This is a genomic window from Mesorhizobium sp. M0159 (assembly GCF_040322295.1).
Taxonomy (GTDB): domain Bacteria; phylum Pseudomonadota; class Alphaproteobacteria; order Rhizobiales; family Rhizobiaceae; genus Mesorhizobium.
The window spans coordinates 44,390-63,969 of the sequence record NZ_JAMYTF010000011.1 but is presented as its reverse complement, the minus strand read 5'-3'; the positions used below and the strand labels follow the sequence as shown (position 1 = coordinate 63,969).

The 19,580-nt window shown below is 62.0% G+C and carries 21 protein-coding genes and 1 tRNA gene; 10 read left to right on the top strand and 12 right to left on the bottom strand.

Features of this window, described 5'->3' with window-relative positions; translation table 11 throughout:
• The first annotated feature begins 101 nt into the window (after positions 1-101).
• The 5 genes from plsX (at position 102) to NKJ32_RS14055 (ending at position 3,786) form a co-directional block, all read left to right on the top strand.
• Positions 102-1,172, top strand: a complete 1,071-nt coding sequence (gene plsX / locus NKJ32_RS14075; RefSeq protein ID WP_352472001.1) for a phosphate acyltransferase PlsX — start codon at positions 102-104, stop codon at positions 1,170-1,172.
• A 9-nt stretch (positions 1,173-1,181) separates the two neighbouring features.
• Complete coding sequence (locus tag NKJ32_RS14070) at positions 1,182-2,153, top strand: beta-ketoacyl-ACP synthase III (protein WP_023674509.1); 972 nt, start codon at positions 1,182-1,184, stop codon at positions 2,151-2,153.
• 105 nt (positions 2,154-2,258) lie between these two features.
• Positions 2,259-2,582, top strand: coding sequence for an integration host factor subunit alpha (locus tag NKJ32_RS14065; RefSeq protein WP_023717292.1), 324 nt, complete (start codon positions 2,259-2,261; stop codon positions 2,580-2,582).
• Between the two features lie 245 nt (positions 2,583-2,827).
• Positions 2,828-3,370 carry a MerR family transcriptional regulator gene (locus tag NKJ32_RS14060; protein WP_023674511.1) on the top strand — a complete coding sequence of 181 codons (543 nt, stop codon included), beginning with the start codon at positions 2,828-2,830 and terminating at the stop codon, positions 3,368-3,370.
• Between the two features lie 74 nt (positions 3,371-3,444).
• The gene (locus NKJ32_RS14055) at positions 3,445-3,786 is read left to right on the top strand and encodes a hypothetical protein (protein WP_023674512.1); all 342 of its coding nucleotides are present in this window, start codon (positions 3,445-3,447) and stop codon (positions 3,784-3,786) included.
• Between the two features lie 126 nt (positions 3,787-3,912).
• Here NKJ32_RS14055 and NKJ32_RS14050 read toward each other — a convergent pair whose 3' ends face one another.
• Complete coding sequence (locus NKJ32_RS14050; RefSeq protein WP_352590567.1) at positions 3,913-4,104, bottom strand: hypothetical protein; 192 nt, start codon at positions 4,102-4,104, stop codon at positions 3,913-3,915.
• Between the two features lie 317 nt (positions 4,105-4,421).
• Between NKJ32_RS14050 and NKJ32_RS14045 the strand changes: the two genes are divergently transcribed.
• Positions 4,422-4,700: a helix-turn-helix domain-containing protein gene (locus NKJ32_RS14045; RefSeq protein WP_023674515.1), complete on the top strand. Its 279-nt coding sequence runs from the start codon at positions 4,422-4,424 to the stop codon at positions 4,698-4,700.
• 119 nt (positions 4,701-4,819) lie between these two features.
• Positions 4,820-5,278 (top strand): YbaK/EbsC family protein, encoded by a 459-nt coding sequence (locus tag NKJ32_RS14040; RefSeq protein ID WP_352456594.1) that lies wholly within the window; start codon positions 4,820-4,822, stop codon positions 5,276-5,278.
• A gap of 38 nt (positions 5,279-5,316) precedes the next feature.
• Here NKJ32_RS14040 and NKJ32_RS14035 read toward each other — a convergent pair whose 3' ends face one another.
• From NKJ32_RS14035 to NKJ32_RS14005, 7 genes are all read right to left on the bottom strand, one after another.
• On the bottom strand, positions 5,317-5,511 hold the full coding sequence (locus NKJ32_RS14035) for a hypothetical protein (RefSeq protein WP_023674517.1): 195 nt from the start codon (positions 5,509-5,511) through the stop codon (positions 5,317-5,319).
• A 147-nt stretch (positions 5,512-5,658) separates the two neighbouring features.
• The gene (locus NKJ32_RS14030; RefSeq protein ID WP_352786414.1) at positions 5,659-5,892 is read right to left on the bottom strand and encodes a hypothetical protein; all 234 of its coding nucleotides are present in this window, start codon (positions 5,890-5,892) and stop codon (positions 5,659-5,661) included.
• Between the two features lie 790 nt (positions 5,893-6,682).
• Positions 6,683-6,759: transfer RNA gene (locus NKJ32_RS14025), tRNA-Pro, on the bottom strand.
• A 36-nt stretch (positions 6,760-6,795) separates the two neighbouring features.
• Positions 6,796-8,085 (bottom strand): O-antigen ligase family protein, encoded by a 1,290-nt coding sequence (locus NKJ32_RS14020; protein WP_352827873.1) that lies wholly within the window; start codon positions 8,083-8,085, stop codon positions 6,796-6,798.
• Positions 8,082-9,617 (bottom strand): undecaprenyl-phosphate glucose phosphotransferase, encoded by a 1,536-nt coding sequence (locus NKJ32_RS14015; RefSeq protein WP_352471993.1) that lies wholly within the window; start codon positions 9,615-9,617, stop codon positions 8,082-8,084. Before NKJ32_RS14015 ends, NKJ32_RS14020 begins: the two co-directional genes overlap by 4 nt.
• 116 nt (positions 9,618-9,733) lie before the next feature.
• Entirely contained in the window at positions 9,734-10,858 is a 1,125-nt protein-coding gene (locus tag NKJ32_RS14010; protein WP_352827871.1) for a glycosyltransferase family 4 protein, read from the bottom strand.
• 12 nt (positions 10,859-10,870) lie between these two features.
• Positions 10,871-11,434, bottom strand: coding sequence for a polysaccharide biosynthesis/export family protein (locus NKJ32_RS14005; RefSeq protein WP_352827869.1), 564 nt, complete (start codon positions 11,432-11,434; stop codon positions 10,871-10,873).
• Between the two features lie 255 nt (positions 11,435-11,689).
• On the opposite strand from NKJ32_RS14005, the gene NKJ32_RS14000 reads away from it, so the two are divergent.
• On the top strand, positions 11,690-13,939 hold the full coding sequence (locus NKJ32_RS14000) for a GumC family protein (RefSeq protein ID WP_023674626.1): 2,250 nt from the start codon (positions 11,690-11,692) through the stop codon (positions 13,937-13,939).
• 23 nt (positions 13,940-13,962) lie between these two features.
• On the opposite strand, the gene NKJ32_RS13995 is transcribed toward NKJ32_RS14000, so the two are convergent.
• Positions 13,963-15,192: a GNAT family N-acetyltransferase gene (locus NKJ32_RS13995; RefSeq protein WP_352827867.1), complete on the bottom strand. Its 1,230-nt coding sequence runs from the start codon at positions 15,190-15,192 to the stop codon at positions 13,963-13,965.
• Positions 15,193-15,281: 89 nt separating this feature from the next.
• Here NKJ32_RS13995 and NKJ32_RS13990 point away from each other — a divergent pair, with 89 nt between their 5' ends.
• Positions 15,282-16,340 (top strand): polysaccharide deacetylase family protein, encoded by a 1,059-nt coding sequence (locus tag NKJ32_RS13990; protein WP_352456600.1) that lies wholly within the window; start codon positions 15,282-15,284, stop codon positions 16,338-16,340.
• Here the strand turns inward: NKJ32_RS13990 and NKJ32_RS13985 are convergent.
• The gene (locus NKJ32_RS13985; protein WP_023674629.1) at positions 16,337-16,564 is read right to left on the bottom strand and encodes a DUF2842 domain-containing protein; all 228 of its coding nucleotides are present in this window, start codon (positions 16,562-16,564) and stop codon (positions 16,337-16,339) included. The two genes, NKJ32_RS13990 and NKJ32_RS13985, sit on opposite strands and share 4 nt — an antisense overlap.
• Before the next feature lie 150 nt (positions 16,565-16,714).
• On the opposite strand from NKJ32_RS13985, the gene NKJ32_RS13980 reads away from it, so the two are divergent.
• Positions 16,715-17,809, top strand: coding sequence for a COX15/CtaA family protein (locus NKJ32_RS13980; RefSeq protein ID WP_352456601.1), 1,095 nt, complete (start codon positions 16,715-16,717; stop codon positions 17,807-17,809).
• On the opposite strand, the gene NKJ32_RS13975 is transcribed toward NKJ32_RS13980, so the two are convergent.
• Complete coding sequence (locus tag NKJ32_RS13975) at positions 17,799-18,638, bottom strand: aminoglycoside phosphotransferase family protein (RefSeq protein ID WP_352590579.1); 840 nt, start codon at positions 18,636-18,638, stop codon at positions 17,799-17,801. The two genes, NKJ32_RS13980 and NKJ32_RS13975, sit on opposite strands and share 11 nt — an antisense overlap.
• Complete coding sequence (argC, locus tag NKJ32_RS13970; protein WP_352827865.1) at positions 18,639-19,565, bottom strand: N-acetyl-gamma-glutamyl-phosphate reductase; 927 nt, start codon at positions 19,563-19,565, stop codon at positions 18,639-18,641.
• Between the last annotated feature and the right edge of the window lie 15 nt (positions 19,566-19,580).

Sequence of the window (19,580 nt, the reverse complement as noted above, 5' to 3'; positions counted from 1 at the left end):
GTTGGTTGTGCGGCAGCCCAAAACCGTTATTTTCGCCGAACCTTCGCGAGCCCCGCACCTTGGCAAGCCCGCTGGCCAAGCAACCGTGAGATGAACACCGCGTGATCAGGATTTCCATCGATGCCATGGGCGGCGATCACGGGCCAAGCGTGGTCATCCCGGCGCTCATGACTGTCGCCACCCGCCGTCCGGATATACGCTTCGTCATTTATGGGCGCGAAGAAGTGGTACGGCCCGAACTCGCCAAATTCCCCAAGCTGGCGGAAGTGAGCGAGTTCGTGCACTGCGAGATCGCAGTGCGGATGGACGACAAGCCGAGCCAGGCGCTGCGCCATGGCCGCTGGAAGTCATCGATGTGGAAGGCCGTCGAGGCGGTCAAGGCAGGCACTGCCGACGCCTGTATCTCGGCCGGCAATACCGGCGCGCTGATGGCAATGTCCAGATTCTGCCTTCGCACCATGGCGACCATCGATCGCCCGGCAATCGCGGCGCTCTGGCCGACATTGCGCGGTGAGAGCGTGGTGCTGGACGTCGGCGCCACCATTGGCGCGGATGCGCATCAACTGGTTGATTTTGCCATTCTGGGCACCGGCATGGCGCGCTCGGTTTTCGGCATCGAACGGCCGAGCGTCGGACTGCTCAATGTCGGCGTCGAAGAGATCAAGGGCCAGGAAGAGGTCAAGGAGGCGGGTCGTATGTTGCGCGAGGCCAACATGGCCTCGATGAACTACCATGGCTTTGTCGAGGGTGACGACATCGGCAAGGGCAGTGTCGACGTCGTCGTTACCGAAGGATTTGCCGGCAACATCGCGCTGAAGACGGCGGAAGGCACCGTCAGGCAGATCGCCGGCTATCTACGCGCGGCGATGAACCGGACGCTGATGGCCAGGATCGGCTATATCTTCGCCAAGACCGCCTTCGATCGCCTGCGCGAGAAGATGGATGTCGGCCGCTCCAATGGCGGCGTCTTCCTCGGATTGAACGGCATCGTGGTGAAAAGCCATGGCGGGGCTGATTCGGATGGCTTTGCGGCGGCGATCGAGCTTGGCTACGACATGGTGCGCAATAATCTGCTTGACCGCATCGAAGCCGATCTCGACCTGTTCCATGCCCGCAATCCGAATGCCCAGACAATCCGGAAATCCGACGTCGTCATCGACGCAAAGGAATAGGAAAGAGCATTGATCAGATCAGTCGTGCGCGGCACGGGCGCCGCGCTGCCCCGCCGCATTATGAAGAATGCCGATTTCGAAGGCATGGTCGAGACGTCGGACGAGTGGATCGTCCAGCGCACCGGCATTCGCCAGCGCCACATTGCGGCCGACGACGAGACGACGGCCTCGCTGGGCGAGGCGGCAGCGCGCGCAGCCCTCGACAGCGCCGGCCTGACGGCTGACGACATCGACCTGATCGTGCTGGCGACCTCGACGCCCAACAACACCTTTCCCGCGACCGCGGTCGAGATCCAGAACCGGCTCGGCATGCACCACGGTTTTGCCTTCGACCTGCAGGCGGTCTGCTCCGGCTTCGTCTATGCAGTGACGACCGCCGACCTCTATATCCGCGGCGGCTTGGCCAGACGGGTACTGGTGATCGGCTCGGAAACATTTTCGCGTATTCTCGACTGGAACGACCGCTCGACCTGCGTTTTGTTCGGCGACGGCGCCGGCGCGATGGTGCTGGAAGCAGGCACGGGGGCAGGCGGCATCGCCGACCGAGGCGTTCTGGCGGCCAGCCTGCGCTCCGACGGCATCCACAAGGACAAGCTTTTCGTCGACGGTGGGCCGTCGACCACCGGAACGGTCGGGCACCTCAGGATGGAAGGCCGCGAAGTGTTCAAGCATGCGGTCGGCATGATCACCGACGTCATCGAGGCGACGTTCGCACAGGCCGGCATCGGCGCCGCCGATCTCGACTGGTTCGTGCCCCATCAAGCCAATAAACGAATTATTGACGCTTCGGCCAAAAAGCTCGGGATAGAGGAGCGGAAGGTGGTGGTGACCGTCGATTTGCACGGTAATACCTCGGCGGCTTCCGTGCCGCTGGCACTGTCCGCAGCCGTCGCCGACGGTCGCATCAAAAAGGGTGACCTGGTACTGCTCGAGGCGATGGGCGGCGGCTTCACCTGGGGTGCCGTCCTGCTCCGCTGGTAAGTGCCGAACTATCGGGTTCGGGTCCCTTGACCTTGACGGATCAATTACTTAGGTTCTGCCGTTGCTTGTATCGATTTATGTTTTTGAGCTGATGGGACGGTTCGTATGGGGGGAAAGACACTTACGCGCGCCGACCTCGCCGAAGCCGTTTACCGCAAGGTTGGGCTGTCGCGTACTGAATCGGCCGAGCTTGTCGAGGCGGTGCTGAATGAGATCTGCGAGGCGATCGTTCGCGGCGAGACGGTGAAGCTGTCGTCCTTCGCGACCTTCCACGTGCGCTCCAAAAACGAGCGCATCGGGCGCAATCCCAAGACCGGTGAGGAAGTGCCGATCCTGCCGCGCCGGGTGATGACCTTCAAGTCGTCGAACGTGCTGAAGAACCGTATCCTGCGCTCCCATCAAAACAGCAAAGCCAAGGGCAGCAAGTAGCCGCCCAATCCCCCTTTGCCGAGAATCCTGCTCCAGGCTTCGGTTGAAAAGCGAACCCTGCTTTTGCGCCGGGCTTGAATATTGTTTCATAAACCGCTGAAATAAGATGCGATTCGGTAGGCCGGATCGGTATTTGGGTGTGATCCGTTCCGGCGGGACGGAAAGCTGCTCTCCTTGTTAAGCGTGATGTCGCCCGAACCCGGTTCCCGCCTTTCGCGATCATGCTCTAGCGTGAGGATTCGCCCATGGACAAGAGCCCTGATGCTTTCCGCACCATCAGCGAGGTCGCGGAGGATCTGGATTTGCCGCAGCACGTGCTGCGCTTCTGGGAGACGCGTTTCAACCAGATCAAGCCGATGAAGCGCGGCGGCGGCCGCCGCTACTACCGTCCGCAGGACGTAGAACTGATCAAGGGTATTCGTCATATGCTCTACGACCAGGGCTATACGATCAAGGGCGTGCAGAAGCTGTTGCGCGAGAACGGCAACCAGTTTCTGATCGCCGTCGGCAGTGGCGACATGGCGGCGGTCGAGGCGATCTCGCAGCGCCGACAGGCCGACACGGTACCGCTGACGCAAGCGGCGCAGCCGCGCGGCCCGGACGACGAAATGCTGGTTGGCCAGCCGAGGGTGAAACCCAGCCGTCGTTTTTTCGGTATAGGCAAGACCGACGAGGAAGGTCCGGTTCCGCCGGACACGTCAAAACTTTCCCGTGACAATCGCGCATTGCTGCAGGAGGCGCTGTTCGACCTCCTGGAATGCAAGCGCCTGCTCGATCAGGTTCGCTAGAGCCCGCCGGGCTGACCGGAACGGTCTTCAGGGTCATGCGTTAGGCTTCCTTCTACAGATGAAGGAAGCACGTCATGGCATCGCTTTCGAGCATCTCCGACACCGATCTGGACAAACAGGTCGCGGCCCTGACCAGGGAACTGGCCACCTTGAAGAAAGCCGTGTTAAAGCGGGGCGGCGCCTTTTACGAAGACGGGCGCGATACCGCGTCGGATTATTATTCGGATATCACTGAGCGCCTCGGCGACGCCTTGCCGGCAATCAGAAGGCAAGGCCGGGCGATCGAGAAGACCGCCCGAGATCACCCGGCGACGGCGGCCGCTGTCGGGCTGGTTCTGGTCGGGCTCGTCGCCAGTCTGTTCCTCGGCGGCCGGCAGCAACAAGCACCGCGAGCGCGTTCAAGATCGGCACGTTGAGATAAGCAAATGGCGGTGGTCAGCGGACCGCCGCCATTTTTCGCCGACACGGAAAGCCCGGCAAGCGCGCCGCCCTTGATCAAGCACCAGAACGCCTGATTGCGGGTTGTTCGCCCGAGGGTGTTTTCAGTACTTCTTCGCGACGACCTTCTTGTGATGGTGGCGGTAGTGGTGGACGCGGTGATGGTAGTGATGGCGGTGATGCTTCTTGACGGTGGTGTGCATCGTCGTTGCATTCGCGCTGCTTGCGCCGATGATCGGCATCGAGAGGGCAAGTGCGATTGCAAGTCCAAGGGCGGAGAGAAGAGTCTTCTTCATGACATCGTTTCCTTTTTGCGCAGGCGGAATTTGAGCGTCACTGATTCAGGTCGGTGACTCGAGCGCTGCGGTTGGGACTATCGGCTTGGAGTTTTTCGGCAGTTTTTCCGGCCTGTAGAATTTTGTTTCCGAACTGTGTCTGCTGACGATCCGGCCAGATGTCGGCGCGCCGGCATCCGCCATCCATTCCGGCGTCGGTTCACGATGCCGTGACGCTATCTTTGATGCTTGGCAAATCACCGGCGAGCGGGCATTCTCCCGATCGTCTCAGGCAACAACATGATTTGATCTAACTCTTTCATCCCACGGAGTTGCCAATGCCCCAAATAGCAAAACGCGAACCTTACTCCGAACTGGCGGCGAGCGCGGTTACGCCTGAACGCAGTGCCGTCCGAACCGCCCGGGAAGCCCGTGGATACAGCATCGAAGAGCTGTCCCTGGCGTGCGGGCTGGCAGCCTATGAGATTGCCGACATTGAAAGCGGCAAGGATGCCGATCCCTCGAAACGTCGGCGTATTGCCTCCGCGCTTCAACTTCCGGAAAGCGCTCTGTTTGACGAAGCCGTGTTGCCTGCCAAAAGGCGATCCGTGTCGTAGCGACGTGTCATGCTTTTATTCCACGAGCTCGCCATGGGTCGCCCTGGCGGGCTTCGTTTTTTCGGCCACGTAGTGGACTTGCCGGCCGCCACGGCGACGCCAGACGGAAATTGCCGGAGATGAGCCTCGAATCCGTTCGCGCCTTTTTCGCCGCACACGCGCCCGAAATTGATGTCATCGTCACGGAGGCAAGCTCGGCGACGGTGCCTCTGGCCGCCGAAGCGCATGGCGTAGCGCCGGCGCAGATTGCCAAGACGATCTGCTTGCGCGCCGGCGACCAGACGATGCTGATCGTGGCCAGCGGGATCTCCAGGCTGGACAATCGCAAATTCAAGGACCGGTTTGGTGGCAAGGCGCGAATGCTGGACGCCGAGCAGGTGCTCGCCGCGACCGATCATCCCGTCGGTGGGGTGTGCCCGTTCGGCCTACCGGCGCCGCTCCCGGTCTACTGCGACATCTCGCTGCGCGCCTTTGACGAGGTCGTCCCGGCGGCAGGCGCGACGAATGCCGCCGTGCGGCTCAGCCCGCAACGCCTGGCCGAACTCGTCGACGCCGAGTGGGTGGATGTGTGCCAGTAGCCATTTATCCGGGTCGTGGGATCCGCTGAGCGTTACCGCTACTCGGTCTTCTGTGGCTCTTCTTTCTTGATCGTCTGAGCGTCCGTGACAGTCGACATATCGGCCTTCTCGACGCTTGCTGTCTTCGTCTGCGTGTCGACCGATGCCTGGACCTTGGAATGCGCGGGGCAATCCGCAGAGGCAGCTGATATGGACATGGTCAGTGCCGCGGCTATTGCGAGGAATGTCTTCATGATCATTCTCCTCTTTCGTTCGATGGGTAAAGTTAGCCCGTCTGGCACCGACCGCAAAATCACATTTGTTCACACGCGCTCTTGCGCACACGGAAGCCGACGCTGGGCCAGTAATTCAAATGGTTGCGCGGATAGCCGCTTGCCGTATCAAAGCCCACTGGCTCCGGCCGGAGGATTTTTGGCGTTAAAGATCTCGCCGCTCAGAGCCAGTCTCAAATCTTCGGCGCTGAGCTGACCACTTTCAAATAAATCCATCACCCTGCGGCCGAGCAGTTCTCTGCCTGGATCTCCATCAGCGAGGCCTAGTTCACGGCATCGGGCATCAAGTGCCTTGGTCAACATGGTCAGATCGGCACGACAGGCAACCCCTTGAAGCGACATTGCATCTCTCCCGGAAAGGGCGAAAGCGCGTGGCATCTTCGAAGCGTCCGCTCGCCCTTACAACTGCGGACGACGGCAATTCAACTAGAGCCAACCTTTTTCGAACTCAACATTCAAACGTACCAAAACGCCGCGCGCTCCAATGGGAGGATCCTGCTACAATACGGTATGGCCGTCCGAATAGCGGTTGTCCTCGCGCTTCTTTTCGTCTTCGCCTACGGTTTCGCAAAACTCGCGGAACATTATGGCAGCGTTGGCGACAGGCCCTCTCCGTGTGAAGAATTGCCCTATCCTGATTGTCCTGACCAAAAAGCTCCTCCCCGGGAAGAAACTGAGCCTTGAGCGCGCGCCTGTTCAGGCCAGGCCAGCCGTCGGGATTGAATTAGTTCTTTCCAACCGACGGTTGGTGGACGCATTGCAGCTGATGCGCCTAGGGTTCACTACGATCCGCGCGCACCGGGCATGCCCAACCCCCGAGTCACCCCTGCCTGATGCAAGGCGCCTGATCGAGTCCCGCCGTTCTGGCATGTGCGGCGGGACCTTTTCTTATTGAAGCTGGAATACGGGCTCACGATAAAGGTTGGCGTACGCAGCAAAGCTTACCTAGCCATTACCGCGCGGTTTCTCGGTGGGCTTCTGGCTAGACGCCAGCCTCCGTGCCTCGCGCACGAGTGATGCGTGATCGATTCCTCGATGAGATCACGCGCCTGCGTATGTTGCGCTGGCTGCAGTGCGGCTATTGTCTGTACAGCCAGTTTGGGGGAAAACTGGCTAAGCCTTTGGATTTTAATGGTCGGAGTGGCCGGATTCGAACCGACGACCCCTTGACCCCCAGTCAAGTGCGCTACCGGGCTGCGCTACACTCCGGACCGGTCGCGATGTATCGTGATAGACCGGGTCCGGTCAACCGAATTCGGTTGCTGTCCTGCCTGAAGCAACCGCGACGGGGATTGCCGGTCGCTGCGCCGCCCGCAGCTGCCACTGGTGGCGGTATTCGAGCGCGATGGCACCCCAGATCAAGCCAAGCAGCAGGTAGACATGGCGCCAGTGGTCGATGTCGATGAAGGTGCCGAGCCCGATATTGCCGATGAAGGCGACGTAGGCGCATAGAAGATAAGGCTGCCACGGCCGGTCGCGCAGCAGAATGCGGAAGCCGGCGGCGATCGTCCAGCACGTCAGCGTCAGGAACGACACGAAGCCGAGCCAGCCGTAATCCATCAGCATCTTCAGCCAGATGTCGTGCGTGTCCTCGCCGAACATCTTGCCGAAGACGAGCGGGCCGATGCCGAACGGATGCTCCAGTGCCATCTGAAAGCCGATCGTATAGCGGGCGAAGCGGCCGAGCCGGGCGGTGTCGTAGCTTTGTTCGAGCTGTGCGCGGTTCGAGAACATCTCGGCGACGCCTGGCAGCTGCAGGATGACGATCATTGCGATGACCAGCAGTCCGACGGCGGCGATGGTCATGACGACGACGCGCAGCTTGAACTTGCCGCTGGCGCTCTGCAGGAACAAGGCACCGGTCAGCAGGATCGCCGAAACGGCGAACATACCCCAGGCGCCGCGCGAAAAGGAAAAGAAGATGCCGGCGGTGATTATCAGCAACGGCACCGCCAATAGCGGCATGCGCGCGACCGAGCCGGTAAGCAGCAGGTAGAGCAGGTAGATGCCGGGCAGCACCAGGAAAGGCCCGAACACGTTCGGGTCCTGGAAGGCGCCGGCGGCGCGGTCGTATTTGGTGAAGATCTCGGCTCCCGGAAAGGCATGGAAATAGCCGGCTATGCCGACCAGCGACGTCAGCACCGCCGACACCACATAGGCGACGAAGATCACCCGGTAGAGACTGGGCCGGACGGCCGTTACCGAAGCGAAGAAAACCGCGGTTAAGGCCAGGAACAGCGAGACGGCGAGATAGAGCGGCGTGCCGGCGAGGTCCGACATCTGCGTCATCGAGATCATGCCGCCGATGTTCATGATAACCAGCAGCACCAGAAGTGGCACCGCCGCGCGCTGTATACGCATGCCGAACAAGGGCCACACCACGATCAGCCCGATCATGTAGAGATCGTACGGCGCGGGCTCGGCAATGACGAAACCGGACAGGAAAACGCCGAGGAAAACCGCCCCCGACGCAATCAGTGCGATCAGCTTGGCGTTGACCGCCGTAGCCGGCAATTCATAGGCCGTCGCGATCAATACGCGTTTTCCGTATTGAGCAGGCGGATCGGCGTCAGGAACAGGATTCTGAGGTCGAACAAGAGCGACCAGTTCTCGATGTAATAGAGGTCGTATTCCGTCCGCATGCGAATCTTCTCGTTGGTGTCCATCTCGCCGCGCCAGCCATTGATCTGCGCCCAGCCGGTCACACCGGGTTTGACCTTGTGGCGGGCGAAATAGCCGTCGACCACTTCATTGTAGAGGAGGTTGTGCGACTGCGCGGCAATGGCGTGCGGGCGCGGCCCGACCAGCGACAGCGAACCGAACAGCGAATTGAAGAACTGCGGCAGTTCGTCGATCGAGGTCTTGCGGATGAAGCGGCCGACGCGGGTGACGCGCGGATCGTTCTTGGTCACGGTCTGCTTCGCCGTCGGGTCCGCCTTGTCGGTATACATCGAACGGAACTTGTAGACGTCGATGATCTCGTTGTTGAAGCCGTGCCGCTTCTGATGGAACAGCACCGGCCCCTTGCTGTCGAGTTTGATCGCGATTGCGGTCGCCAGCATCACCGGCGAGAACACGATGATGCCGATGATCGAAAAGACAATGTCGAAGGCGCGCTTGGCGACCGAATCCCAGTCGTTGATCGGCTTGTCGAAGATATCGAGCATCGGCACCGAGCCGATGTAGGAATAGGCGCGCGGCCTGAACTGCAGCGCGTTCGAATGCGCCGATAGCCGGATGTCGACCGGCAGCACCCACAGCTTCTTCAATAACTGCAGCACGCGCGATTCGGCGGTCAGCGGCAGCGATACGATCAGCATGTCGATGCGCGCGATGCGGGCAAATTCGATGAGTTCGGAAATTGTACCGAGCTTGGGATAACCGGCGACAACCGGCGGCGACCGCTTGTCGCCGCGGTCGTCGAAGATGCCGCAGATGCGGATGTCGTTGTAGGGCTGCCTTTCTACCGAGCGGATCAATACCTCCGCCGCCTTGCCGCCGCCGACGATGACGGCGCGGCGCTCCATCCGCCCGTCGCGCGCCCAGCGCCGGATCAGCTTCGACATCACCAGGCGGAGACCCAGGATCAACACGAAACCGACGACGAACCATGTGCCGAAGAGCAGGCGCGAATAGTCTTCCGACATTTTCATGGTGAAGGCGGTGAGCGCCATCAAGGCGAATGTTCCGGCCCAGACCAGCAGGAGACGACCGAAATTGGCGATCGGCCGCATCAGCGCGACGATCTGGTAGCGGTCGGTGACGTCGAACAGAACGACCGCGAGGAACGAAGTGGCGGCGATCGTCAGTGAGTATTGCCAGGCAAGATAGTTGAAAAAGCCGACATAATAGAAATAGACGGCAAGACCTGACACCAACAGCAGCGCGAATTCCACCATGCGCAGGACGCCGCTCACCATGATCGGCGACATCGTATCGCGCCGGTATTGCGAGGCGACCTGGCGGGCAACATCGTTCATGCCGCCGGCCGTATTGTTCTCGGCAGGGGCGTCGAATTTGCGCACCGCGTCTAGCGAAAAACGGCGCGCTGGGTCGATTTCGTTCATGGGGCGTCCGCAGGTTTCCCTCAGGTGAATAGCAAAAGAGAGCTAAGAAACCCTTGAAACAACGGATGGCTTTGGAGACGCTTTCACCAGGAGCAGCCCGGTGGAAACCCGTTGCTCTATTTTTTGAGCGCGGCGAAATAAGCATTTTCGATTTCGGCGGCCATTACATCGGCGCCGAAGCGTGCCTTGAGGTCGGTGAGGCCGGGCATCAGGCCTTTGTAGGTGTCGAGATCGGCCAATGCGGCGCTTATCTTGTCGCCAAGTTCGCGCGGGTCGGGCCGGATCAGGGCAGGCGAGCCGGTGTCGAAGATTTCCGGTATGCCGCCGACCGCCGTCGCGATGATCGGCTTGCCGGCGGCGAGCGCTTCCAGAACGATATAGGGCATGGCTTCCGCGCGCGAGGGAACGACCACCAGTTCGGCCAGCGTGAAGGCGAGCCTGGCCGGCATCGGCGCCAGGAAGCTGACCTCGAGGCCGAGCTGATTCACCTGGGCGCGATAGCGCGGCAGGTCGTCGCCGTCGCCGACCATCAGCGCTTTCAATGGGCGGCCGAGCCGTGTCGCGGCTAGCCCCAGCGCATCGATGAAGATGTCCGGGCCTTTGAGGTCTCGCATCATGCCGATATAGAGGAGGTCAACCGCATTGTGCTCGGTCCGCACCGGCTCGAACTCGGCGGCGCGCAGGCCGTTGTGGACGAGAGCGTTCGGAATGGGCGGTTCGCCGACCTTCCTGCGATAAGTCCGCCGCTCATAATCGGAAACAAACAGCAGGCAATCGGTGAAGCGAGCCATGAAGCGCTCGAGCGCGAAGAACAGCTTCCCCATGGCGGTGGTCTCGTCATAGTGAAGCGAGCCGCCATGCGGCGAATAAAGGCGGGCTACGCGAGACCTGGATACCCGCAACAATGAGCCGAACAGACGGGCATAGGCGCCACCTTTGGCGCCATGCCCGTGCAGCACGTCCGGCCGCAATTCTTTTATGATCCTATAGGTGCACCGGGCCGAGGCGAGATCGCCTGGCCCGACATGCCGCTGCATCGGGGTGCGGTGAATGCCGAGCGCCAGGCTGCCTTTCATCTGTTCGAACAGCCGTTCCTCGAAATCGCCGCCCGTCGTCGAATCGCAGACGATGCCGACGGCATGGCCGGCGGCGACCTGAGCCTCGGTCAGGTCGCGCACATGCCGGAAGATGCCTCCGACCGGTGAGCGAAAGCAGTGGACGATCCTGAGTGTGTCCGCCACTTTGTCAGCACATCAAAACAGGCGTTCGCGAACATAGACTGTATCGCCGGGCAATAGCGGGTCGGAGGTCGCCACGCGTCCGGTTATCACCTTGCCGTTGATGTCGCGGGTAATGTCGACGCTTTCCTGGTTGGCGCGTGGCGTGAACCCGCCGGCGATGGCGACGGCTTTCTGCACGGTCAGGCCTGGAACGTAGGAATACTGCCCCGCCGCACCCACTTCACCCATGACGAAGATCGGCCGGTAGCGATCGATTTCGACCGAAACATCGGGATCCCGCAAATAACCCTGGCGCAGTTTCTCGGCGATCTCGCTTTCAAGCTGTTGGGCGGTGTGGCCGCGCGCCGGCACGTTGCCGACGAGCGGCAGCGAGAGATAGCCGGACTGGTCGACGCTGTAGGTATTGGTCAGTCCTTCCTGCTCGAACACGGTTACGCGGACGCGGTCGCCGGCGCCGAGGCGATAGGGCTGGTCGAGAACTTCATGGAATGCGGCCGGCGTCGGCCGGTAGCTGGAGCAGCCCGAAAGCATCGATACGGCAAGCAGCGCGCGGAAAAGGGGAGCAGTGCTTTTCATGAGCGGACACGTACCTTTGAATAGCCGGCGACTCTGCGGCAAACCTTAACGATCGAGCTCGGTTATCATCCTGTTAGGGTTAATGGCCGGTAAAGGCGCGCGGCCGATGCGGGCCGGATCGACAAATGCAGATGGTTTTCAGCCTCTTGTTTGCGGCTTGTTAGTAGAGCCTAACAGGTTCTTACCGCGATATTAACGGCTGAGTTACCATAGTTGTTTACGGTGCATGCTGACTCAGTACCGGAGCAGGGATGCATGTCCGTTCAATCCGCGGCCGCAGATGTCGACGTCGATCTCAGGCAGCTTTTCGCCAGCCTGGCGCGAAACTGGTTGCGCATCCTTGTCGTCGCACTGGTTGTAACCGGCCTGGCCTTTGCGCTCGCCTGGCTTGCAACGCCCGAATACAAGGCGGCAGCCAAGCTGGAGATCGGGCCTCGAGAATCGGAGTTCACGCGGCCAGCCGGGGCCAACGGCAACGAGCGGTCGATTCCCGACGAAGAGGCTGTGGCCACCGAGGTCCAGATCATCTCGTCCCCCGACATCCTCAAGCAGGTGGCGGCGAAGCTCAACCTGGCGAAATTGCCCGAATTCGACGAGGCGCTGAAGATGTCGGCGCTGAGCCGCGCCCTTGTCCTTGTTGGCTTGAAAAGCGATCCGTTCGAGATTCCGCTGGAAGAGCGCGTGCTGGACGCAATGCATGAGAAGCTCAACGTCTATGGCGTTGAAAAAACCCGCGCGATCGCAATCGAGTTCTCGTCAGAGGATCCAAAGCTTGCCGCCGCGATCCCGAACGCCATTGCAAACGCCTATATCGCCTCCAAGGGCAATGCCAAGCTCGAATCGAATTCCGCCGCCACCGACTTTCTGGCGCCGGAAATCGCGGATCTGCAGAACCGGGTGAAGGAGGCGGAAGCCAAGGTTGCCGCATTCCGTGCGCAGTCCGATCTTTTGATGGGCGGCAACAATTCGGTGCTTGCCACCCAGCAGCTGTCCGAATTGTCGAGCGAACTGTCACGCGTGCGCGCCAATCGCGCTTCGGCGGAAGCGACCGCTGACAGCGTGCGCAGGGCGTTGCGCAATGGCGGCTCGCTGGATGCCGTTCCGGAGGTGTTGTCTTCCGAACTGATCCAGCGCCTGCGCGAGCGGCAAGTCGAACTCAAGAACAACATCGCCGACCTTTCCACCACCTTGCTCGACAACCATCCGCGCATCCGCGCGCTGAAGTCGCAGCTCGCGGATCTCGACCGCCAGATCCGCAACGAAGCGGAAAAGATCATGAAAGGTCTGATGGCGCAGGCCGAGACGGCGAAGGCGCGAGAGGCTCAACTCGTGGCAGACGTCAACACGCTGAAGGCGGCGTCCGCCCGCGCCGGCGAAGAGCAGGTGGAACTCGATGCGCTGCAGCGTGATGCCGCGACCAAGCGTCAGCAGCTCGATCTCTATTCATCCAGCTATCTCCAGGCGGCCGCACGCAAGGATCGCAACTATCTGCCCGTCGACGCTCGCGTATTTTCGGAGGCCCAGGTGCCGGCCGAACCTTATTTCCCCAAGATTGGTCCGATTGTCAGTGCGGCCTTTGTCGGCTCGTTGCTCATCATGGCGATCGTCACGCTGCTGCAGGAACTGTTTTCCGGCCGCGCCATGCGTCCGGCCGCCGGTGCCCATTTCGAGCGCATCGAGCAGGTTGCGATGCCGGCTGTCCAGGCCGAACGCGTGATGGCCGAGCCCGACCCGTCGGTTGGCCGGTCCGAACCGGCAGTCGTCGAGATCGATGAGGCCGACGACGACAATATCATTGAAAGCAAAGTGGAGCCGGAACCCGTCGCGGTGGCGGAAGCGGCTGCCGAGAAAATCGAACCGGAGTACTCTGAAATGGCCGCTGGAGACATTGAACCGGCACGTTCTATCCTCGGCGAGGTCGACATCGACAAGGCCGCGGAAAAACTGATCGCCACCGGTGCCGCCCGCGCCATATTCGTGTCGCCAGAAGGCGACGAGGCGGCCGCCTCGGCGGTGTTGGTGGCGCGCGCAGTCTCCGACGCCGGGCTACGCGTGCTGCTGCTTGATCTCACCGCTTCGGGTGCCGCCTCGCGGCCGATGCTGGACAGCGGGCTGTTTCCGGGCATCACCGATCTGCTCGCCTCGCAAGCGCAGTTCAGCGATGTGATCCACCCCGATCTCTATTCGGACTGCCACGTTATTCCCGTCGGCACAGCCGATCCGGTCCGCGCCATGCGCGCCGCCGACCGGCTGCCGATCATCATGCAGTCGCTGACCACCGCCTATGATTTGGTCGTGGTCGAATGCGGACCGGCCGACGCGCAAGGCATCAGCCGCCTGGTGGGCGAGGGGACCGAGGTCTTGCTCTCCATGCTTGAGCCGGACGACGAGGTGACGCAGGCCGCGGTCGCGCTCATCGAGAGTGGCTATCCCGACCTGACGCTGGTCACGCCCATCGGCCATGTGGCGCCGGGCCCAATGCCGGGACGGCGCTCGGCCGCCTGAGGCAGTTTTCTCTCAAATCGAAATCAGCTGTCGTCTTCGCCTGCGGCCGGTGCTGTCCGCCCCACGGCTTTGCGGCGCAGCAGCTTGGTCAGCTTCCAGACCATTGGGCTGTGCTTGATGAATGCCTTCAGGCTTGCGCCGTGCCTGAGCGCAAGCGCCAGCGCACGACCTTTCAGCGTCAGCGGAACCAGCACCTCGAAATGCTGCGTTTCGACATCGCACCACAATCGCTTGTAGGGTTCGTCGCCGACCGAGAAATCATAGATTTCGAAACCCGCCTCGCAGGCTTCCAGGATGTTCTCGAAGAACAGGAAGTCGCCCGGGCTGGTGTGTGCGAGGTCGTCCTCGGCGATCGCCCCGAATTCGCAGATCAGCCGCTTGCCCGTGCGGCTCGATCCGGTGACTGCACGAAGTTTCCCGGCGACTTCCAGCCCATGCAGGACGAAGGACGGATATTCCTCTTGAAGCGCGTCGGCAAACAGCGAGCGGAAAAAAGCGCGCACGTCCGCCTCACCGAAAACATTGGCGATGCCCATCTTGCGGAAGCGGAATTCCTTCATCTCGAAAAAGGCATCGAGCAGCATGTGCACCTCGTCCGCAGTCCTCGCCTCGATGCGACGATAGCTGCCAACGGCCTCGAACTTGCGCGCCTGCGAGCGATGCTTCTTGCGCCTGCGCTTGCCGCTCACGCGGGTGAGCAGTGCGTCAAATCCTCCCACAAGACCGGCGGCCAGCGACAGATTGGGGCTCGAAAAATGCGGCAAGGCGGAGAGCGGGTTGGCAACGCCGTCGAGATCGGGCAGCAGCCGCTCCAGCGCAACAAGATCGATGTCGCGCCGCGTCTTGGCAATCGCAGCCAGCATCGAGCGGATCGCCGCGCTATCGGCATTCGACAGCCATTGCGGGTCGGCGGCGGCAAAATTGCCGTTTGCATGGCGGCCGCCCATGAACCGGGCGACGCGGAACGCTCCACTGCGAGTGACCTCCAGCGCCAGTGAGAAAACCGGCCTGTCCTCGGCGCGCAGCGTCGCAACGACAACGTCGGCGCCGGTATGTGCGGCCCAGTTCAGGATCCAGCCTGCGCTTTGCGCAGGGGCAAAAAGCGCCGAATGGCAGAATTCTGCGTACGCCGCCAACGCCGCACTATCGGCGACCGAGGTTGACAGGCCGGCTTTGCCGGCCGGCAAGGCACACGGCGACGCCTCGCTGCTTGCCAGCTGATTGCCGTCAAATGACGCGGTGGCGTCAACCATACCTCAATCCTTAGGGCGTATTCGTCGCGATTGGGGGTCCGCGCAGGCGCATTCCATGCTTGATGAGCTTAGGCGCAAAAGGTGAATGAATGATCGACGGGGGCGAGGCAATCCGCAAACTGGCGCTCAATCTCGCCCGCTATTCCGGTCTCGCTCCGCTGGCCAAGCCGTTTATCGGCGGTCTCGGCGCTATCCTGATGCTGCATCGGGTAACCGCGACACCGGAAAAGCCGAACGGCGTCAACCGCCACTTGAACATCGCGCCTGGGTTTCTCGACACCGTGATCGCCGACATGAAGGCGAACGGCTACAGTTTCGTCACGCTTGACGAGGCGATCGAGCGCATCAAGGCTGGCGACAAGGACGGCCAGTTTGCGACGATCACCGCCGACGACGCCTATCGAGACAACATGACCGAGGCGCTGCCGGTGCTGGAGAAACACGGCGCGCCGATCACCATCTACGTCGCGCCGGGACTGATCGACGGCGCTGCCGATTTGTGGTGGGACGTGGTCGAGGACATCGTCAATGCGCGCGATCGCCTGACGCTGACGACGCCGGATGGCCCGGTGACAATCGACTGCTCGAGTCCGGGAAAAAAGGTCCAGGCCAATGCGCGCCTGCACGCTCATCTGACGCTGAAGGTGCGCGAGCAGGACCAGCGTGCGGTGTTGCGGGATCTGGCGCGCTCGAACGGCATCGAGTTGGGTGCTCCGCGCCCGAGCACGCTGATGAACTGGGACGAGATCCGCACCATGGCCGAGCACCCGCTGGTGACGATCGGCGCACATAGCGTCAATCACTGCAATCTGAAGCGGCTTTCCGAGAGCGATGCGCGACATGAGATCGGCGACGTCAAGCGCATATTGCAGGCCAAACTCGGCGAGGAGCCGCGCCATTTCGCCTATCCCTACGGTTATGCCAGTGCCGTCGGCCGCCGCGAAGTAGGCCTAGTCCGCGATGCCGGCTATGCCTCGGCGGTGACGACCCGCCACGGCATACTCCGCGCCGAGCATGCCGGCTTCCTGCACGCCCTGCCGCGCATTTCGGTCAATGGCCGCTATCAGAGCGTCGCCCACATCCGAACAATGTTGTCGGGCGTGACGACGCCGCTGGCCAATGCCGGCAAGACGGTGGTGACGATCTAACTGTTGCCTCGCCCCTTCGGCCGCGGCTCCAGGATCAGCCATTTGATGATGCCCATCGCCGGCAGCACCCACAAAAGCCCGCTGAGCAGGAAGAAGATGAAGTGCGCCAGCGGCCCGGACTGCGACAATTGGGCGACCGCCACGATCGAGGCGACCAGCGCATAGACTATGACCAGCACTACCAGCAGGAAGCTTCCGATCAGCTTTTTCAGGCGAATGGGCATGGCGCGATCTCGTTGAAGCTATCGCTTAGGCCGAACAGCCAATACGCGCAACCCGCCAGAAACGGCGCGACGGCGTGCCGCGCTGTCCGGTCTTGCAAGCCGGGTTGCGATGGTTCACCAATCCGCGACTTCAACTGCCGGGACAAATCCATGGCTGCTGCCATATCCGATGCCGCGCCTTTCGCCGCCCGCGATCGCGACCTTCGCAACCGCGCGCTGGTGCGCGGTTGGCTCTATGTCGTGCTCCTGGTGCTGTTTGCGCTGGTACTGGTCGGCGGCGCTACAAGGCTCACCAATTCCGGCCTGTCGATCACCGAATGGCAGCCGATACACGGCGTCATCCCGCCGCTCAATGATGCCGAGTGGCAGGAGGAGTTCCTGCGCTACCAGCAGATCCCGCAATATGCCGAACTCAACAACGGCATGAGCATCGAGGCGTTCAAGTCGATCTTCTGGTGGGAATGGGTGCACCGCATCCTGGCGCGTAGTGTCGGCGTGGTCTTCGCCCTGCCGCTGCTGTTCTTCTGGGCGACGCGCCGCATCGAGCGCGGGCTCGGAACGAAATTGTCGGGCATCCTCCTTCTCGGCGCCCTGCAGGGCGCGATAGGCTGGTGGATGGTGGCGTCCGGGTTGGTCGACCGGGTTTCGGTCAGCCAATACCGGCTGGCGACGCATCTGACGCTGGCGGCGCTGATATTCACGGCGACCATGGTGGTCGCGCGCGGATTGGCCCCACACTCCGAACCGGCCGCCGACCGCTCAACGCAACGCCTGGCCGGCTTGCTGGTGCTGCTGGCGCTGGTCCAGATCTATCTCGGCGGGCTGGTCGCAGGGCTAGACGCCGGCTTGAGCTACAACACCTGGCCGCTGATGGACGGCAAGCTGGTTCCCGGCGACCTGCTGCTGCTGGAGCCGGCATGGCGCAATTTCTTCGAAAACCCGAAGACGGTGCAATTCGTCCACCGGGTCGGCGCCTACACGATCTTCGCGGCCGCGCTCTGGCACATGATTGCGACACGCCGGCGCCTGCCGGGCACGACGCATGCCCGACGCGCGACGCTGCTGTTCCTGATTGTCGTGGTGCAGGCATCGATCGGCATCGGCACGCTATTGATGCATGTGCCACTGCACATGGCCCTGACGCATCAAGCATTCGCGCTGTTTCTGCTCGGCTTCGCCGCCGCGCATTGGCGCGGTACCAAGGGCGCTTACCCGCTGCCCCACGAGATCGCTCTCAGAGGCTGAGCCGCACCCGCCGGATTGCCGCGGCAATCGCCAGTTCGCGGTTTTCGTCGACCGCATTCCGATCTTCATGGTGCCATGCAGCCGACAGGCAGCCATAGGCGATGGCGTGGTCCAGTATCGCGGGCGGCGACTGGCCGAGCGTTGCGGCAAAGACATGCGCCATATGCGCGATCCGCCGCGGATCGAGGCAAAGATCGTCTCGGTCGAGTGGGTTGTAGAACACATTGGCGGCATCGAAGCCGGGGTCGCCGAGAACGCCCTTCGGATCGATCGCCAGCCAGCCGCGCGGACCGTGCATGATGTTGTCGTGATGCAGGTCGCCATGCAGCGGCCGTACGTCGTGCGGATTGGACAACAGCCGTTCCGCGATTTCGGCAGCTTCGACATACAGGCTCTTTTCGCCGGCGGCGCGATCGGCCTTCGCCTTTTTGAACAGGCTGGAAAACCGGGTCCGCAACGGCTGAAGGTCCGGCGGGGCAGGGTGCTTCGACGGCGAGAACAGCTTGGCCATTACCTCCGCCGCGATCGCGGTGGCGACATTGTCGCCCTGATCCGCAATCATCTGTGACAGCGAGGTTTCGCCGGCATACTCGAGCAGCATGCGGTGGCCATCGCGGCCCAGCAGCCGCACCGCGCCTTCGCCGCGTCGCCAGGCGAGGAAATGCTCGCCGCGCAACTCGTCCTCGACATCGTCGAAAGGCTTTAGATCCTTGACGATTGCCGGTGAGCCGTCTTCGCGCGCGACCTTCCAGATGCGGCTGCTGAACGTTTCGGCGATGAGTTCGGGCGCGCCGACCTTCCAGCGCTTTGGAAATGCCGGCACATCCATTCAGAGGCCGAGCATCAGATCCATGTTCTGCACGGCGGCGCCCGAGGCGCCCTTGCCGAGATTGTCATAGACCGCAAGCAGCAGCGCCTGCGCTCGATCGTCATTGGCGAAGACATAGAGCTTCATCCGGTTGGTGCCATTATAGATCTCCGGATCGATGTCAGGCATGCGTTCCTGATGCAGATACGGCGCCACCTCGACCGCGCCGCCATCGAGGGAAGCGAAATGATCGGCGATCGCCGCGTGAAGCTCGGCGCCGGTCGGCACATGGTCGAGGCCGCCGAGTTGCAGCGGCACCACCGTGATCATGCCTTGCGCGAAATTGCCAACCGCCGGCTGCATGATCGGATCGTGCGAAAGCTTGGCATAGGTCCTGAGCTCAGGCACGTGCTTGTGCTGCAGCGTCAGCCCGTAGGGCAGGAATTCCGGCGCATCCTCGCCCTTGCCGACATAATCCTCGATCATTGGCCGGCCGCCGCCGGAATAGCCGGAAATGCCGTTGACGGTGACCGGAAAATCGGCCGGCAGCAGCCCCGCCGCAACCAGCGGCCGCAGCGTCGCGATTGGTCCTTGCGGCCAGCAGCCCGGATTGGCGACGCGCTTCGCCGAAGCGATCTTCTTCGCTTGGTCCTTGTCCATTTCGGCGAAACCATATTCCCACCCATCGGCGACGCGATGTGCCGTCGAGGCGTCGATCACCTTGGTGGTGTCATTGGCGATCAGCGAAACGCTTTCCTTGGCGGCCGCGTCCGGTAGGCAGAGGATCGCGACATCGGCGGCATTGAGGAACTCGGCACGCGCTGCCGTTTCCTTGCGGCGCTCGGTCGGGATGGAGATGATTTCCAGGTCGCCGCGCTCGGCAAGCAGCGCCCTGATTTGCAGACCGGTGGTGCCGTGCTCGCCGTCGATGAAGATTTTCGGTTTCATTGCCTGCCAAAATTC

Bases quoted from the DNA above. Each gene is read 5' to 3' on its own strand.
- NKJ32_RS14065 (WP_023717292.1), top strand. From the start codon at position 2,259: ATGGGGGGAAAGACACTTACGCGCGCCGACCTCGCCGAAGCCGTTTAC.
- NKJ32_RS14060 (WP_023674511.1), top strand. From the start codon at position 2,828: ATGGACAAGAGCCCTGATGCTTTCCGCACCATCAGCGAGGTCGCGGAG.
- NKJ32_RS14055 (WP_023674512.1), top strand. From the start codon at position 3,445: ATGGCATCGCTTTCGAGCATCTCCGACACCGATCTGGACAAACAGGTC.
- NKJ32_RS14050 (WP_352590567.1), bottom strand. From the start codon at position 4,104: ATGAAGAAGACTCTTCTCTCCGCCCTTGGACTTGCAATCGCACTTGCC.
- NKJ32_RS14045 (WP_023674515.1), top strand. From the start codon at position 4,422: ATGCCCCAAATAGCAAAACGCGAACCTTACTCCGAACTGGCGGCGAGC.
- NKJ32_RS14040 (WP_352456594.1), top strand. From the start codon at position 4,820: ATGAGCCTCGAATCCGTTCGCGCCTTTTTCGCCGCACACGCGCCCGAA.
- NKJ32_RS14035 (WP_023674517.1), bottom strand. From the start codon at position 5,511: ATGAAGACATTCCTCGCAATAGCCGCGGCACTGACCATGTCCATATCA.
- NKJ32_RS14030 (WP_352786414.1), bottom strand. From the start codon at position 5,892: ATGTCGCTTCAAGGGGTTGCCTGTCGTGCCGATCTGACCATGTTGACC.
- NKJ32_RS14015 (WP_352471993.1), bottom strand. From the start codon at position 9,617: ATGAACGAAATCGACCCAGCGCGCCGTTTTTCGCTAGACGCGGTGCGC.
- NKJ32_RS14005 (WP_352827869.1), bottom strand. From the start codon at position 11,434: ATGAAAAGCACTGCTCCCCTTTTCCGCGCGCTGCTTGCCGTATCGATG.
- NKJ32_RS14000 (WP_023674626.1), top strand. From the start codon at position 11,690: ATGTCCGTTCAATCCGCGGCCGCAGATGTCGACGTCGATCTCAGGCAG.
- NKJ32_RS13995 (WP_352827867.1), bottom strand. From the start codon at position 15,192: ATGGTTGACGCCACCGCGTCATTTGACGGCAATCAGCTGGCAAGCAGC.
- NKJ32_RS13990 (WP_352456600.1), top strand. From the start codon at position 15,282: ATGATCGACGGGGGCGAGGCAATCCGCAAACTGGCGCTCAATCTCGCC.
- NKJ32_RS13985 (WP_023674629.1), bottom strand. From the start codon at position 16,564: ATGCCCATTCGCCTGAAAAAGCTGATCGGAAGCTTCCTGCTGGTAGTG.
- NKJ32_RS13980 (WP_352456601.1), top strand. From the start codon at position 16,715: ATGGCTGCTGCCATATCCGATGCCGCGCCTTTCGCCGCCCGCGATCGC.
- NKJ32_RS13975 (WP_352590579.1), bottom strand. From the start codon at position 18,638: ATGGATGTGCCGGCATTTCCAAAGCGCTGGAAGGTCGGCGCGCCCGAA.
- argC (WP_352827865.1), bottom strand. From the start codon at position 19,565: ATGAAACCGAAAATCTTCATCGACGGCGAGCACGGCACCACCGGTCTG.